We start from the raw sequence: 15,707 nt of genomic DNA, 5'->3' as shown, positions 1-15,707 counted from the left end.
TGCTGTTCCTATACGCCGTCCTTGCCAGGCGGCGATACGGGGTTCGCCGCCCGGCGGCCCCGAAGCGGGACCCTTGGATCAGGCGGGACCCCTGGATCGGGCGGGGGCCCTCAGCCCGGGCGGGCCCTCAGGAGGCCGCCGGCACCCGGCCGGGGGGCCGCATCCTGGCCGGGCGGCAGGGCGGCCTCCGTGGTGACGTTGACCTGCACGCGCATGCCGAGCCCGTCCTCCGCCGCGCCGTGGTAGCTGCCCTGCAGCGGCACCGCCTGCTCCGGCGTGCGGGTGACGGCGACGCGGATCAGGTCCCGGTTGCCGACGATGCCGTTGGTCGGGTCGAACTCCACCCACCCGGCGCCGGGCAGGTAGACCTGGCACCAGGCATGGGTGGAGCCGCCGCCCAGCGTGGTGGAGCCGTCGCGGTCCGGCACATAGACATAGCCGGTGACGAAGCGGGCGGCGAAGCCGAGGTGGCGCACCGCCTCCATCATCAGCAGCGCGAAGTCGCGGCAGGTGCCGCGGCGCAGGTGCAGCGTCTGCAGCGGCGGCTGGGTGCCGGGCTCGGTGCGGCGGGCGTAGGAGAAGCTCTCGCGGATGGCGTAGCACAGCGTCATCAGCAGGTGGCCCGTCTCGCTGGGCCGGCCGGGGCGGATGAACTGCCGCGCCCAGCGCGCCACCTCGCCGCCCGGATCGGGGTGGTGCGGCGCCATGGTGCGCAGCAGGTCCGGCAGGTCCTCGGCGTCGTAGGCGAAGGGGTAGGTGAGGGCGGCGGTGTCGGTGCGGAAGGCCGGCCCGTGCTGTGGCGTGTGCTCCAGCCGGATGCGCGTGTCGAAGCTCAGGCGCGCGGCGGGCCGGCCGAAGCGCAGCAGCGCCACGCAATTGCCGAACACGTCGTGGATCCAGCGCAGCTCGGCCGGCTCGGGGTCCACCGCCAGCGTGGCCTCCAGCAGGCGCTGGTCGTGGCTGTCGCGCGGGCGAAACATCAGCCGGTGCTCGCCGAAGCGCACCGGCTTCGCATAGCGGTATTCGGTGAGGTGGCGAACGTTGAACAGCGTCATGCCGGGGCGCGCCCCGGTGGGGCGGGCGGCAGGCGGGGAAGGCGCATCGGCTGTGGCTCCGGCTCGTCCCGCCCGGCGGGTGGCGGGGGTGCCGGCCACCGGGAAGCCCTGCCATGGCGCATGGCGGCCCGGCTGGCAAGCGGGACGGGGGGACGGTGCGCGCCCCCGCCGCCGGCCGCTTCAGAAGGCCACGCGGTCCGGGCCCTTGAGGTCGAGGATCTCGCGAGCCTCGTCCGGCGAGGCGATCTCCAGCCCCAGCCCCTCGACGATCTGCCGCGCCAGCCGCACCTGCTGGGCGTTGCTCTCGGCGAACTTGCCGGGGCCGGCCCACAGGCTGTCCTCCAGACCGACGCGGATGTTGCCGCCCATCGCCGCCGCCATCGCCGCGATGGGGAGCTGGTTGCGCCCGGCGCCCAGCACCGACCAGCGGTAATTGTCGCCGAACAGCCGGTCGGCCGTGCGCTTCATGTGCATCACGTCCTCCGGGTGGGCGCCGATGCCGCCCTGGAGGCCGAACACCGTCTGGATGAACAGCGGCCCCGTCACGATGCCCTGATCGAAGAAGTACTTCAGGTTGTAGAGATGCGCCGTGTCGTAGCACTCGAACTCGAAGCGCGTGCCGTTCTCGCGGCAGGTGGTCAGAATGTACTCGATATCCGCGAAGCTGTTGCGGAAGATGATGCCTTTGTCGGAGAGGTATTCCTTCTCCCACGGGTGCTTGAACTCCTTGAACCGGTTCAGCATGCCGAACAGGCCGAAATTCATGCTGCCCATGTTCAGGCTGGCCACCTCCGGCTTGAAGGTGGCGGCCGGGCGCACCCGCTCCTCGATGGTCATGGTCGGCGCGCCGCCGGTGGTGATGTTGATCACCGCGTCGCAGCGCTGCTTGATGACCTGGAGGAAGGGCGAGAAGCCCTCCGGCGTCTGGTCCGGGCGTCCGTCCACCGGGTTGCGCGCGTGCAGGTGGACGATGGCGGCGCCTGCCTCCGCCGCGCCGATCGCCGCGTCGGCGATCTGCTGGGCGGTGACGGGCAGCGCGGGCGACATGCTCGGCGTGTGGATCGCGCCGGTGACGGCGCAGGTGATGACGACTTTCCGCGTGGCCATGTCAGCCCTCCTCTTGTGTCAGCTTGTGCGCGCGCAGCGCGGCGAGGCGCCGGTCGCGCCAGCGCATCTTCTCCGGCAGGTCGGGCGGCGCCCCCCATTCCTCCAGGATGCGCCCGACGGCCGGTGCCTCATAGACCTCCGGCCGCGCCGGGTCGGCGGCGAGGCGCCTGTAGAAGCCGGTGTAGCGCGCGCAGTAATCGGGGATGCCGCCCGGCGCGTTCAGCTCGATGGTCTCGAACGGCCCCATGAAGGACCAGCGCAGGCCGAGCCCGTCCTTCACCGTGTGGTCGAGATCCTGCGGGCTGACATAGCCCTCCGACACCAGCCGGAAGGCCTCGGCCAGCAGCGCGCCCTGCAGGCGGTTGAGGATGAAGCCCTCCACTTCCTTCAGCACGGCGATGGGAACCTGGCCGATGGCGGCATAGATCTCCCGCGCGCGGGCGATGCTCTCGGGCGAAGTCCAGGGCGCGCCGGAGAGCTCCACCAGCGGGATCAGGTGCGGCGGGTTCACCGGGTGGGCGACGAGGCAGCGGCCGCGGCCCGGCAGCGCTTCCGTGAACAGCGAGGCGCGGATGGCGGAGGAGGAGGAGGCCAGGATGCAGCCGGGCGGCGCCAGCCGGTCCAGCTCGGCGAACAACTCCTGCTTCACCTCCAGCCGCTCCGGGCCGTTCTCCTGCACCAGCGCGGCGTCCGACACCGCCTCGGCCAGGCTGCCCACCGCCTGGATGCGGCGCGCGGCGCCGGCCGGGTCCTCGCAGAGGCCCTGCTCGGCGAGGTCGGTCAGGCCCTGGGCGCAGAGGCCCTCGGCCTGCGCGGCGATGCCGGGGGCGGGGTCGAACAGCGCCACCTGCCAGCCGGCCCGGGCGAAGATCATCGCCCAGGCGCGGCCGATCAGGCCGGCGCCGACAATGGCGACCTTGGAGGGATGCATGGTCATCGGTTGTGTCCCGTGTGTCTGCCGGGGAAGGCGCTGCCTTCCCCGGACCCCGCCATCAGGGAAACTTGCAGAAAAAAGATGAGGGGGTTCGGGGGAGAATTCATTCTCCCCTGATCTTGCCCGATCAAAGCCACAGCACCTTCCGCCGCAGTTCCAGGTCGTCGCGCAGCAGGCGCGAGGCGCCGGCCCAGGTCACCGCGCCGCGCTCCAGCGCCACCGTGCCGTCCGACAGCGCCAGGGCGAGGTCGAGGTTGTGGTCGACGATGATGATGGAGATCTCCCGCCGCAGCTTGTCGAAGGCCTCGAACAGCTCCTCCGTCACGGCGGGGGAGAGGCCCTCGAAGGGCTCGTCCAGCAGCAGCAGACGGGTGTCGCCGGAGAGGGCGCGGGCGACCGCCACCATCTGCTGCTCGCCGCCCGAGAGGGCGTCGGCCGGCGTGCGCCAGCGCTGCTTCAGGCGCGGGAAGAATTCCAGCACCTTCTCCTCCGTCCAGTGGTCGCCGGCGCCGGTGAGGCGCTTGAGGCGGCCGAGCGCCAGGTTCTCCGCCACCGACATGCCGGCGAACAGCCCGCGCCCCTGGGGGACGAAGCCCACGCCGCGACGGGCGATCTGGTCGGAGGGCAGGCCGGCGACCGGCTCGCCGGCCAGCGTCATGCTGCCGCTGGCCGGCCGCGCGATGCCCATGATGGACTTGAGCAGCGTGGACTTGCCGGCGCCGTTGCGGCCGAGCAGGGCCAGGATCTCGCCCTGCCGCACCTCCAGCGAGACGCCCTGGAGGATGTGGCTCTTGCCGTAGAAGGTGTTGATGCCGTCGAGCTTCAGCAGCACCGCGTCGGTCATCGCCGAGGCGCGTTCCTTCGCCGCGATGGCGGTGTTGCCGGAGCCGAGATAGACAGCCTGCACGCGCGGGTCGGTGCGCGCATCCTCCACCGTGCCGTCCACCAGCACCTCGCCGTCGTTCATCACCGTCACGCGGTCGGCCAGGGCGAAGACGCGGTCGATGTCGTGCTCCACCAGCAGCACGGGGATGTCGGTGGAGACGCGCTTGATCAGCTCGCCGACACGGGTGCGTTCCGCCGTCGCCAGCCCCGCCAGCGGCTCATCGAGCAGAAGAATGCGCGGGCGGGTGGCGACGGCCACCGCCATGTCCACCAGCCGCTGCCCGCCATAGGAGAGGGCGCCGGCCTCGGCGCGCTCGATGCCGGCCAGGCCCATCCAGTGCAGCAGCGTGGCGGTGTCGTCCGCCATGTCGTCATAGGAATGGGCGTCGTGCCACAGGCCGAAGCGCGCGGGGTGGCGCGCCTGGATGGCCAGCCGCAGGTTCTCGGCGATGGAGAGGCCGGGGAAGAGGTTGGTGATCTGGAAGGAACGGCCGATGCCGGCGCGGGTGATGGCCTGCGGGCTGAAGCCCGTGACATCCCGCCCGTCCAGCGTGACGCGCCCGGCATCCGGCGGGAACATGCCGGAGAGCAGGTTGAAGGCCGAGGTCTTGCCGGCGCCGTTGGGGCCGATCAGTGCGTGCAGGGTGCGGTCGCCCACCTGGAAGGAGACGCCGCGCACCGCCTGGATGCGGCCGAACTTCTTCTCCAGCGCCTCCGCCGCCAGCACCGGGCCGCCGGCGGCGGCGCCGGGGCGGATGAAGCGCGTGGGCACCGGCGTCGGCGCCGCGGTGCGGCGGGCGGACATCGCCGCGTCCTCCACCACCTTCTTCCGGAAGGGGGCGAGCAGCCTCTGGCCCACGCCCACCAGCCCGTCCGGCGAGAAGACGATGAAGCCGACGAAGAGCAGGCCGAAGATCAGCAGCCAGTTGGCCGTGTAGATCGAGAGGAACTCGCGGAACAGGATGTAGAACAGTGCGCCGAGGGCCGGACCCAGGAAGGAGCGCATGCCGCCGATCACCACCATCGCCAGCAGCTCGCCCGAGAAGGCGATGGCGATGGGCTCGGCCGAGGCGAAGCGGTGGTTGTAGGCGGAGAGCATGCCCGCCAGTGCGGTGACGCTGGCCGAGAGGGTGAAGGCCAGCAGCTTGTAGCGTGTGGTGTCGTAGCCGACGAAGCGGGCGCGCTGCTCGTTCTCGCGGATGGCGACGAGCACGGTGCCGGCCGGCGCGTGGTGGAAGCGCCACAGCGCGAACACCACGGCGAAGCCGATGGTGGCGACCACCGCGTAGTAGGCCGCCGGCTCGTCGAGGAAGGCGTAGCGGGTGATGCCGCCGAAGCCGTCCTCGCCGCCGGTCAGCTCGGTCCAGCGGAAGGCGATGGTGAACAGCATGGCGGTGAGCGCCAGCGTCAGCAGCGAGAAATAGACGCCGCTGCGGCGCAGGATCAGCATGCCGATCAGGGCGGCCAGCGCCGCCACCACCGCCAGCCCGATCAGCGCGGGCAGCACCATGTCGCCGGGGAAGAAGTGGCGCTGCAGGATGCCGGCGGCATAGGCGCCGATGCCGAACCAGGCGCCATGGCCGAAGGAGACCAGGCCGGTGTGGCCGACCAGGATGTTCAGCCCCATCACGGCGATGGCGAAGACCACCACGTCGGTGGCGGATTTCAGGGTCAGGCCCAGCGCCGGCAGCAGCACCGGCAGCAGCAGCAGCGCGGCGAGCGCGATGAGCAGGGGGCGGAGTTCGCGGGTCATCATGGCGTGGCGCTCACTCGAACTTCGCGATGCGCTCGCCGAACAGGCCGCGCGGGCGCAGCAGCAGGACGAGCAGCATGAGGAGATAGACGGAGGCCTCGGTGGCCGGCGGATAGGCATAGGCGGCGATGCCGCGCACCACGCCCACGATCAGCGCCGCGACGACCACGCCCCAGAAGGAGCCGAGCCCGCCGATGACGACGACGACGAAGGCGAAGGTGAGGATCTCCGCCCCCATCGCCGGGTGCACGCCGATGACGGGCGCCAGCATGACGCCGGCCAGTGCCGCGAGCCCCACCGCGATCATCACCACCGCCGACATGTAGGGGCGCAGCGAGATGCCGAGCGCGCCCACCATGTCCGGGTTCTGCACCCCGGCGCGGACGACGCGGCCGAAATGGGTGCGTTGCAGCAGCAGCCACAGCCCCAGCACGCAGAGCGCCGCGACGCCGAGGATCATCAGCCGGTAGCGGGAATAGATGAAATCGCCGATGAACACCTGGCCCCGCAGCGCGAGCGGGATGGAGAAGGGCAGCGGCGGCGCGCCGAACACCATGCGCAGCGTCTGCTCCGCCACCATGGCCAGGCCGAAGGTGAGCAGCAGCGAGAGGATGGGGTCGGCCCGGTAGAAGCGGCGCAGCAGGAAGCGCTCGATGACGAGGCCGAGCAGCGCCACCAGCACGGGCGCCGCCACGAAGGCGCCGCCGAAGCCGATGGTCGGCGCCAGCGCCACGGTGAGGTAGGCGCCGATGGCGTAGAAGGCGCCATGCGCCAGGTTGACGATGCCGCCCAGGCTGAAGATGAGCGACAGGCCGAGCGCGATCAGCAGGTAATAGGCGCCGATCAGCAGCCCGTTGAGGATCTGCTCGATGAGGAAGACGATTTCCAAGGCGGAGGCTCCTGCGCCGATGGGGCGCCCGCGCCGCGCGCCATGTAGGCGTGCGGCGGGGGGTGTTCAGGCCGAGGCCCGCGTCAGGCCGGGAAGGTGCAGCTGTTCTCTTCCGGCGTGGCGCCGATGGCCTCCAGGCTCTCCTCCGGCCCCGGCACGGTGGCGGTGGCGGTGAAGATGTCGTAGCGGTCCTTCTGCTCCGCCGGCGGCAGGGCGGTGATGGCGTACATCTCGGTCATGATCTGGTGGTCGCGGGCGCGGAAATAGCTCTCGCGCGCCTTCAGCACGCCGAACTTGGCGCCGCTCTCCAGGTACTCGACGATGCGCGGGCCGTCGGTGCCCTTGGTCTCGGTCATCGCCTGGGCGACGATCTTGATGGCGTTGTAGTCGCCCCAGGCCTGGTTCTCCGGCGGGCGGCCGAAGCGCTGGCGGAAATCGGCGGTGAACTTCTTCGCCGCCGGGTTGTCGAGGCGGTGGTGCCACATGGTCGGCCAGGTGCCGAGGAAGTTGCCCTGGCCGGCGCCCCAGGCCAGCGCCGTGTCGAAGCCGAAGCCCGCCACCGGGAAGCGCAGCCCGAACTCCGAATACTGCTTGAGGAAGTTGGTGATCTGCGCGCCGGCCAGGTTGGCGATGATGACGTCCGGCCGCGCCTGGCGGATCTTGAGCAGGAAGGGCGAGAAGTCGGTCAGGTCGGTCGGGATCAGGTCCTCGTTCGCGACGGTGCCGCCATTCTCGCCCATGAAGCGCTTGGCGACGCGCAGCAGGTCGTGGCCGAAGGCGTAGTCGGCGGTGAGCGCATAGACCTTCTTGCCCTTGATGAGGCCCTGCTGCACCAGCACGCGGCCCACCGCCTTCACGTACATCGAGTTCTGGCCCTCGATGTGGAACATGAACTTGCGGCAGTCGCTGCCGCGCAGCGCGTCGGAATTGGCGCCGGTGTTGATGAACAGCGCCTTCTCGCGCTGCACCACCTGGCCGATGGCCAGCGCCGAGGCGGAGTTGATCTCGCCCACGATGCAGCTGACCTTGTCGCGCTGGATGTAGCGCTCCGCCTTGGCGCTCGCCGTCTGCGGGTTGACGCTGTCCTCGAAGGTGATCTCCAGCTTGCGGCCGAGGATGCCGCCCGCGGCGTTGATCTCGTCCATGGCGAGCTGGCCGGCCTGCACGGCGAACTCGCCGAGCGGGCCGAGGAAGCCGGTGCGCGGCGTCAGGTGGCCGATGCGGATGACATCGGACTGCGCGTAGGAGATGGCGGGGGCGGCGAGCAGCGTGGCGGCGCCAAGCAGCGCGCCCCGCCGCGTGATGCGGGGAAGCTCGGTCATTCTCGTGTTCCTCTACCCTTGTTCAGCGGGCCTCGTTCAGCGGGGCGTTTTTCCGCCCCTGCCGCGATCCGATCCCTTGTCGTGATCTGTGATCACAGGCAGGGTTGCGTATCCGCACCGGATTGTCCAGAGGGGAATGCGTGAACCACGCCATCGCCAGCCTGCCGCTGCTGGAGCGCCGCACCCTCTCGGAGGCGGCCTACGCGCATCTGCGGGACCTGCTGGCCTCGGGGCGTGTGGCGCCGGGGGAGAAGCTCTCGCTGCGCGACCTCTCCGAGGCGCTCGGCGTCTCCGTCATGCCGGTGCGGGAGGCGGTGAGCCGGCTGATCGCCGACCATGCGCTGGAGGTGGCGCCGAACCGCGCCGTGCGCGTGCCGGTGATGACCCGCGCGCAGTTCCGCGAGTTGGCCGAGACGCGCGCGGGCATCGAGGGCTGGGCGGCGGCGCGGGCGGCGCTGGCGCGCGGCCCGGCGCAGCTGCGCGCCATCGCCAGCGCCGAGGCCGCCATGCGCGAGGGCAGCGCCACCGCCGACCTGGGCGACGCCGTGGCGCTGAACCGCGACTTCCACTTCGCCATCTACGCCGCCGCCGGGCTGCCGACGCTGCTCGACGTGATCGGCGCGCTCTGGCTGAAGGCGGGGCCGGTGATCAACCTCGACCTGCGCCACTCGCGCGACCGGCTGACGGCGGGGCACGCGCTGCGCTGCCACGCCGCGGCGCTGCGCGCCATCCGCGCGCGGGATGCGGAAGCGGCGCGCGCCGCCATCGCCGAGGACATCACGCGGGCGGCGGATTTCATCATCGACAAGGGCGGGCTTCCCGAAGCCTGAGGCACCGCCCGGAACAGGGGGATACGACATGGATCTCGGATTGCAGGGCGCGCGGGTGCTGGTGACGGCGGGGGCGGCCGGCATCGGCCGCGGCATCGTCGAGGCCTTCGTGGAGGAGGGGGCGAAGGTCTTCACCTGCGACCTCGACGAGGCCGGGCTCGCCACCCTGCCGGCGGGCGTCGGCCACCGCCGCGCCGACGTGGCGGACCGCGCCGATGTCGCCGCGCTGTTCGACGCCGCGCTGGCGGAGCTGGGCGGGCTCGACATCCTGGTGAACAACGCGGGCATCGCCGGCCCCACGGGCCGGCTCGACGAGATCAACCCGGAGGACTGGGACCGCTGCGTGGAGGTGTGCCTGACCAGCCAGTTCAACTGCGCGCGGCTGGCCATCCCGCATCTGCGGCGCTCGTCCAACGCCAGCATCGTCAACCTCTCCTCGGCGGCGGGGAAGCACGGCTTCGCGCTGCGGGCGCCCTATGCGGCGGCCAAGTGGGGCGTCATCGGCCTGACGAAGTCGCTGGCGATCGAGCTGGGGGATGACGGCATCCGGGTGAACGCCATCCTGCCCGGGCTGGTGGCCGGCGACCGGCAGCGCCGCGTGCTGGAGGCCAAGGCGCAGCAGAAGGGTATTCCTTTCAGCGAGATGGAGGCGCTGGCCTTCTCCTTCACCTCCATCAAGGAATACGTCACGGCGCGGCAGCTGGCGGACCAGGTGATGTTCCTGTGCAGCCCGCGCGGCCGCACCATCTCCGGCCAGGCCATCAGCGTGGATGGCGACACGCGCATGCTCTCCTGACCCGCCGCCCGCCCCGCCGCCGCTTGGCTCCGGGGCGGGCTTTCCGCAGAGTGGCCGCCGAGGAAGCTCCGGGAGGCGTGCCATGTACCTGCGCTGCATCGAATGCGGCCACACTCACCCGCCCACGCTGCGCTATGCCTGCGCGGCCTGCGGCGGCATCCTGCGGGTGGAGGGCGAGAGCGGGCTCGCCCCGCCCCCCGGCCTGCCGCCCGGCATGTGGCGCCACGCCGCCCGCCTCGGCGTCACCGACCCCGGCGCCATCGTCTCGCTGGGGGAGGGGGAGACGCCGCTGCTGCGCGCCCCGCATCTGGAGGCGGCGATCCCCGGCTTCCGCGGCGAGCTGTGGCTGAAGGACGAGACCCGCAACCCCTCCGGCTCCTTCAAGGACCGCGCCATCAGCGCCGGCATCAGCAAGGCGATCGAGCTGGGCGCGCGGGGGGTGGTCTGCGCCTCCTCCGGCAATGCCGGGGCGTCGGTCGCGGCCTATGCGGCGCGGGCGGGGCTGGGGGCCATCATTATCGTGCCCGCCCACACGCCGGACGGCAAGGTGACACAGATCGCGGCGCATGGCGCGGTGCTGCTGAAGGTGCCGGGGCACTACAGCCGCTCCTACGACCTCGCCGCCGCGCTGGCCGAGCGCCACGGCTACGCCAACCTCACCACCACCTTCATCAACCCCTGGGCGGTGGACGGGCTGAAGCTGGTGGGGCCCGAGATCCGCGCCCAGCTCGGCGGCCGGGTGCCGGACCTCGTGCTGGTGCCCACCGGCAGCGGGCCGCTGGTCGAGGGGGTGGCGCGCGGCTTCGCGGCCGAGGGCTTCGCCGGGGCGGCGGGGCCGCGCCTCGTCGCCGTGCAGGCGGAAGGCTGCGCGCCCATCGTGCGGGCCTTCGAGGCGGGGGCGGAGCGGGTGGAGGCCTGGGGGATGCCCGACACCATCGCCTCCGGCATCAGCGACCCGCTGATCGGCTATGAGCGGGACGGCACCCACACGCTGCGCCTGGTGCGCCAGAGCGGCGGCACGGCGGTGGCGGTGAGCGACGACGCCCTGCGCGGGGCCATGCGCCTGCTCGCCCGCCGCGCCGGGCTCTATGCCGAGCCGACGGGGGCCAGCCCCATCGCCGCCCTGCCGGCGCTGCTGGCGCGCGGGCTGGTGCCGGAGGGGGCGGTGGTGGTCTGCCTGATCACCGGCCACGGCTTCAAGGACGGGCGGGCCTACCAGGAGATGCCGGCGCGCATCCACCCCGTGCCGGAGCCGGGCGACCTTGCCGCCGTGGCCCGCCTCTGTGAGTCTGCGCTGGCGGAGAAGGATTGAGGCAGGGATATGCGCATCATCGTCCTGGGCGCCGGGGTCATCGGCGTCAGCAGCGCCTACTGGCTGCTGCGCGCCGGCCATCAGGTGAGCGTGGTGGAGCGGCGCGAGGCCGCCGGGCTGGAAACCAGCTGGGGCAATGGCGCCATCATCCATGTCAGCTCGGTGCAGCCCTGGGCGGCGCCGGGCATGCCGCTCAAGGTGCTGAAATGGCTGGGGCAGGAGGACGCGCCTTTCCTGCTGCGCCCCTCCGCCCTGCCGCGCATGTGGCGCTGGGGCCTGGGCTTCCTCGCCGCCTCCCGCACCGCCGTGCACAATGCGGGGGCGCTGGCCAATCTGGAGCTGGCGCTGCACTCGGCGCGCTGCATGGCCGAGATCCGCGCCGGGACGGGCGTGGAATACGACTATGCCGGCGGCTGCGTGCTCAAGACCTTCGGCACCGCCGCCGAGTGGGAGGCCGCCGCCCGGGCGCATGAGGCGCTGGCGCCGCACGGGCTGGTGACGGAGCGGCTGGACCGCGCCGCCTGCATTGCCCGCGAGCCGGCGCTGGCCCCGGTGGCCGAGAAGGTGGCGGGCGGGCTGCACTTCCCGCAGGACGAGGTGGGGGATTGCAGCAAGTTCAGCCAGGGCCTGGCCGCCTGGTGCGCCGCGCGCGGGGTGGAGTTCCACTACGGCACCACGGTGGAGAAGCTGGTGCAGCGTGGCGGGCGGGTGGCGGCGGTGGCCACCTCCGCCGGCGAGATGGCGTGCGACGCGGTGGTGGTGGCGCTCGGGCCGCACTCGGCCACGCTGCTGCGGCCGCTCGGCATCCATGTGCCGATCCACCCGGTGAAGGGGCTTTCCGTCACCCTGCCGCGCGCCGTCTGGCCGGAGGGGCCGCGCAACGCCATCCTCGACGATGGCCGCAAATTCGCCCTCACCCCGCTCGGCGACCGCTACCGCATCGTCGGATCGGCCGAGGTGGCGGATTTCGACACCACCCCCTCGCCGGCGCGCATCGGCGCGCTGATGCGCGGCGTGACGCAGCTCTTCCCCGCCTTCGAGGGGGCCGACTCGGCGGCGGGCGCCATACGCTGGGCCGGGCTGCGGCCGATGGTGCCGGATGGCCTGCCGCGCATCGGCCCCACGCGGCTGGGCGGGCTCTACCTGAATGCCGGCCACGGCCATACGGGCTGGACCATGGGGGCGGGCTCCGGCCAGCGCATCGCCGAGATCATCGACGGCCGCCGCAATTCACTCGCTGCGGTGGCGTGACAAGCGGCGCGTTTCTTGCTGACCTTCTCCCCGGACATGCCACCCAAGGCATGCGAGGGAGAGCAGGGGACCGACCATGGACCAGAAGGACAAGGCCGCCGGCATGGAGCGGCGCGGGCTGTTCGGCCTGGGGGCGATGCTGGGCGGCGCCGCCGCCCTCTTCGCGCCGAAGGGGGCCGTTGCCCAGACGCTGGGCAAGAGCAAGCTCCAGGTGATCAAGGAGCGGGGCCGCCTCATCGTCGGCACCGGCAGCACCAACCCGCCCTGGCACTTCGAGGGCGCCGACGGCAAGCTGCAGGGCATGGACATCGACCTGGCGCGGCTGCTCGCCAAGTCGCTCTTCGACGACGAGAGCAAGGTGGAGTTCGTGCTCCAGGGCTCGGACGCCCGCATCCCCTCGCTGGTCACCGACAAGGTGGACATCGTGGTGCAGTGGATGACCGTGACGCCCGGCCGCGCGCAGCAGGTGGAATTCACCATCCCCTACTACCGCGAGGGCGTGACCCTGCTGCTGCTGGCGCGCGGCGCCAAGTACCAGAATTTCGAGGCGCTCAAGGCGGCGGGCAACGCCGTCACCATCGGCGGCATGCAGAACGTGTTCCTCACCGAGTGGGTGCGCAAGGCGCTGCCCCAGGCCAAGGTCGATGCCTTCGAGAGCCCGGACGCCACGCTGCAGGCGCTCAACGCCCGCCGCGTCGACGCCTACATGGCCGACCAGTCCGCCGCCCGCTGGCTGATGCAGCAGGCGCCGGGGCGCTTCGTCGATGCCGGATACGGGTGGATGCCCAATTCCTACGCCTCGGCCGTCAAGCCGGGGGACCCGGTTTGGCTGAACTGGGTCAACACCGTGTACAAGGAAGCCATGATGGGGGTGGATTTCGACACCTTCGCCGCCTCCTACAAGAAGTGGTTCGGCATCGAGCTGGCCACGCCCAAGATCGGCTATCCGGCCGAATTCTCCTGACCGAAGCGCCAGGGGGCGCCGCCCCCTGGACCCCCGCCGGGGTGACAGTGTCACCCCGGACCCCGCCATTCCGGGCAGCAGGGCCGCATGATCCAGTACTACTTCGATTGGAGCGTCATCACCCGCAACTGGGGGCTGTTCCTGGAGGCGCTCGCGCTGGGGCTGGGGCTGGCCGTGGTGTCGCTGCTGATCGGCAGCGTCATCGGGCTGGCGGCGGCCTATGCGCGGGTCTCGGGCAAGCGGTGGCTCTCGGGGCCGGTCTGGGCCTATGTCGAGATCATCCGCTGCACGCCGCTGCTGCTGCTGATCTTCTTCGTCTATTTCGGGCTGCCCGAATTCGGCATCTACTTCCTCGACAAGACGCAGAGCTTCATCCTCACCCTCTCGCTCTATGCGGGGGCGTATATGAGCGAGGTGTTCCGCGCCGGGCTGGCCTCCATCCCGAAGCAGTATGTGGAGGCGGCCAAGGCCATCGGCATGCGGCCCTGGCAGCGGCAGAGATGGGTGGTGCTGCCGGTGATGTTCCGCATCACCCTGCCCAGCATCAGCAACAACCTCATCTCGCTGTTCAAGGACACCTCGCTGGCCGCGGCCATCGCCATCCCGGAGCTGACCTTCGTGGCGCGGCAGATCAACGCCAACACCTTCCGCGTCATGGAGGTGTGGCTCACCGCCAGCGTCCTCTACCTCGCCACCGCCTGGCTGCTCGCCACCCTGCTGCGGCAGGTGGAGCGCCGCTACGCCACCATCCGCTGAGGGAGGGCGCCGATGCTCGACTTCTCCTTCGCCCCCGGCACCTTCTGGTTCGAGGCCTGGGTGGCGCGCTTCTCCCTGCTGAACGGGCTGTGGGTGACGATGAGCGCCTCGGCGCTGACCATCCTCTTCGCCACCCTGTTCGGCGTGGCGATGGGGGTGGCGCTGGCCTATGGCTGGTGGTGGCTGCGGCTGCTGGCGCGGATCTATGTGGACTTCATGCGGGGCATCCCGATCCTGGTCCTGATCCTGTTCACCTATTACGGGCTGTCGCTGTTCGGCATCAATCTGCCGGCCTACTGGGCGGGGGTGATCGCGCTCTCCGCCTTCGCCACGGCGCATATCGCGGAGACGCTGCGCGGCGCGGTGGAATCGGTGCCGGCGGGGCAGATGGAGGCGGGCAAGGCCATCGGGCTGCGCTTCTCCCAGCGGCTGCGCTACGTGATCCTGCCGCAGGCGCTGCGGCGGATGCTGCCCCCTTGGGTGAACACCGGGCTGGAGGTGGTGAAGGGCACCACGCTGCTCTCCATCATCGGCGTGGTGGAGCTGCTGCTGACCAACCAGCAGATCGTCGCCCGCAACTACCTGATCGTCGATTTCTACCTCTTTGCCGGGCTGCTCTACCTGATGATCAACGCCACCATCGCCTGGCTCGGCGCGCGGCTGGAGCGGCGTTTCTCCTACCTTCGCTACTAGCGCGCGGAGGAAGGCAACCATGACCCCACCCACACAGGCAGGAGGCCGCATGGCCGATGACGTGCTGCTGCGCGCCCGGGGCGTGCGCAAGAGCTTCGGCGCCGTGGAGGTGCTGAAGGGGATCGACCTGGAGGTGCGCCAGGGGCAGGTGGTCTCGCTGATCGGCGCCTCCGGCTCCGGCAAGACCACCTTCCTGCGCTGCGTGAACCTGCTGGAGGAGCATGATGGCGGCGAGATCCTGCTCGATGGCGAGCCGGTGGGCTACCGCACCGAAGGCGGCCGCCGGCGGCGGCTGAGCGAGACCGCCATCTCCGCCCAGCGGGCGCGGATCGGCATGGTGTTCCAGCAGTTCAACCTCTTCCCGCACCTGACGGCGGAGGAGAACGTGATGCTGGGCCTGACCAAGGTGCTGAACAAACCCAAGGCCGAGGCGCGGGAGATTGCCACCCACTGGCTCTCCCGCGTCGGCCTGGCCGAGCGGCGCGGCCACTACCCCTACCAGCTCTCCGGCGGGCAGCAGCAGCGCGTGGCCATCGCCCGCGCCGTGGCGATGGAGCCGCGCCTGCTGCTGTTCGACGAGGTGACAAGCGCGCTGGACCCCGAACTGGTCTCCGAGGTGCTGGGCGTGATGCAGGGCCTGGCCGAGAGCGGCATGACCATGCTGGTGGTGAGCCACGAGATGCTCTTCGTGCGGGAGGTCTCGCACCACGTGGTGTTCATGGACCAGGGCCGGGTGGCCCAGGCGGGGCCGCCGGAGGCGGTGTTCGGGAACCCGGAGAGCGAGAGGCTGCGGAGCTTTTTGGGGCGGTTTCACGGGATGTTTGGGATATAAAATATTGAAATTATTCACAAATCATTGTGGAGTTAATCGAAATGGATCTTAACGCCGTTGCAAATTTTGGCGGAATTGATGCAGACACTGATTCTTTGCTTATAAAGTGCTTTGAAAGTCATAAAGCTTATATAGAAGCAAGATCTCATAACAAAACCCTCATTCTAGAGGTTGTTATGGACCTCTGGCCTGGTAACGATCAGGTTGCGGGGCATGACTGCCCGCAAGCCGTACCCATCTGATGTGTCTGATGAAGAATGGGTGCTGGTCGCGCCCTATCTGACGCTCCTGCCGGAGGACGTCGGACAGCGGGAGCATTCATTGCGCG

Annotated in this window: 15 protein-coding genes; 9 read left to right on the top strand and 6 right to left on the bottom strand. The window is 70.7% G+C overall.

Annotated elements, in window-relative coordinates:
* Positions 1–110: 110 nt before the first annotated feature.
* From CR165_RS21765 to CR165_RS21740, 6 genes are all read right to left on the bottom strand, one after another.
* Positions 111–1,055, bottom strand: coding sequence for a transglutaminase family protein (locus CR165_RS21765; protein ID WP_109519018.1), 945 nt, complete (start codon positions 1,053–1,055; stop codon positions 111–113).
* A gap of 180 nt (positions 1,056–1,235) precedes the next feature.
* On the bottom strand, positions 1,236–2,162 hold the full coding sequence (locus CR165_RS21760; RefSeq protein WP_109519017.1) for a BKACE family enzyme: 927 nt from the start codon (positions 2,160–2,162) through the stop codon (positions 1,236–1,238).
* 1 nt (position 2,163) lies between these two features.
* Entirely contained in the window at positions 2,164–3,099 is a 936-nt protein-coding gene (locus tag CR165_RS21755) for a 3-hydroxyacyl-CoA dehydrogenase (protein WP_181378289.1), read from the bottom strand.
* Positions 3,100–3,223: 124 nt separating this feature from the next.
* Positions 3,224–5,737, bottom strand: a complete 2,514-nt coding sequence (locus CR165_RS21750) for a branched-chain amino acid ABC transporter ATP-binding protein/permease (RefSeq protein WP_245906678.1) — start codon at positions 5,735–5,737, stop codon at positions 3,224–3,226.
* Positions 5,738–5,747: 10 nt separating this feature from the next.
* Positions 5,748–6,623 (bottom strand): branched-chain amino acid ABC transporter permease, encoded by an 876-nt coding sequence (locus tag CR165_RS21745; RefSeq protein ID WP_109519016.1) that lies wholly within the window; start codon positions 6,621–6,623, stop codon positions 5,748–5,750.
* An 83-nt stretch (positions 6,624–6,706) separates the two neighbouring features.
* Positions 6,707–7,945 carry an ABC transporter substrate-binding protein gene (locus tag CR165_RS21740; protein WP_109519015.1) on the bottom strand — a complete coding sequence of 413 codons (1,239 nt, stop codon included), beginning with the start codon at positions 7,943–7,945 and terminating at the stop codon, positions 6,707–6,709.
* Positions 7,946–8,085: 140 nt separating this feature from the next.
* On the opposite strand from CR165_RS21740, the gene CR165_RS21735 reads away from it, so the two are divergent.
* The 9 genes from CR165_RS21735 to CR165_RS21695 all read left to right on the top strand — a co-directional run.
* The gene (locus CR165_RS21735; RefSeq protein WP_109519014.1) at positions 8,086–8,775 is read left to right on the top strand and encodes a GntR family transcriptional regulator; all 690 of its coding nucleotides are present in this window, start codon (positions 8,086–8,088) and stop codon (positions 8,773–8,775) included.
* Between the two features lie 28 nt (positions 8,776–8,803).
* Positions 8,804–9,571 (top strand): SDR family oxidoreductase, encoded by a 768-nt coding sequence (locus CR165_RS21730; protein ID WP_109519013.1) that lies wholly within the window; start codon positions 8,804–8,806, stop codon positions 9,569–9,571.
* An 82-nt stretch (positions 9,572–9,653) separates the two neighbouring features.
* Positions 9,654–10,883 carry a threonine synthase gene (thrC, locus tag CR165_RS21725; protein ID WP_109519012.1) on the top strand — a complete coding sequence of 410 codons (1,230 nt, stop codon included), beginning with the start codon at positions 9,654–9,656 and terminating at the stop codon, positions 10,881–10,883.
* Between the two features lie 9 nt (positions 10,884–10,892).
* A complete protein-coding gene (locus tag CR165_RS21720; RefSeq protein ID WP_109519011.1) occupies positions 10,893–12,134 on the top strand; it encodes a D-amino acid dehydrogenase in 1,242 nt (413 codons plus the stop codon).
* 76 nt (positions 12,135–12,210) lie between these two features.
* Positions 12,211–13,098, top strand: a complete 888-nt coding sequence (locus tag CR165_RS21715) for a transporter substrate-binding domain-containing protein (protein WP_109519010.1) — start codon at positions 12,211–12,213, stop codon at positions 13,096–13,098.
* Positions 13,099–13,185: 87 nt separating this feature from the next.
* Positions 13,186–13,854: an amino acid ABC transporter permease gene (locus CR165_RS21710; RefSeq protein ID WP_219929826.1), complete on the top strand. Its 669-nt coding sequence runs from the start codon at positions 13,186–13,188 to the stop codon at positions 13,852–13,854.
* A 12-nt stretch (positions 13,855–13,866) separates the two neighbouring features.
* Positions 13,867–14,547, top strand: a complete 681-nt coding sequence (locus CR165_RS21705; RefSeq protein WP_109519009.1) for an amino acid ABC transporter permease — start codon at positions 13,867–13,869, stop codon at positions 14,545–14,547.
* Positions 14,548–14,596: 49 nt separating this feature from the next.
* Positions 14,597–15,379 (top strand): amino acid ABC transporter ATP-binding protein, encoded by a 783-nt coding sequence (locus CR165_RS21700; RefSeq protein WP_109519008.1) that lies wholly within the window; start codon positions 14,597–14,599, stop codon positions 15,377–15,379.
* A 213-nt stretch (positions 15,380–15,592) separates the two neighbouring features.
* Positions 15,593–15,707, top strand: a 115-nt coding sequence (locus CR165_RS21695) for a transposase (RefSeq protein ID WP_367604219.1), incomplete at its 3' end; no start/stop codon positions are given.

The sequence above is a fragment of the Teichococcus aestuarii genome (assembly GCF_003116135.1).
In the GTDB taxonomy this organism is placed as follows: Bacteria; Pseudomonadota; Alphaproteobacteria; order Acetobacterales; family Acetobacteraceae; genus Pseudoroseomonas; species Pseudoroseomonas aestuarii.
This window is presented reverse-complemented; position numbering and strand designations above follow the sequence as displayed.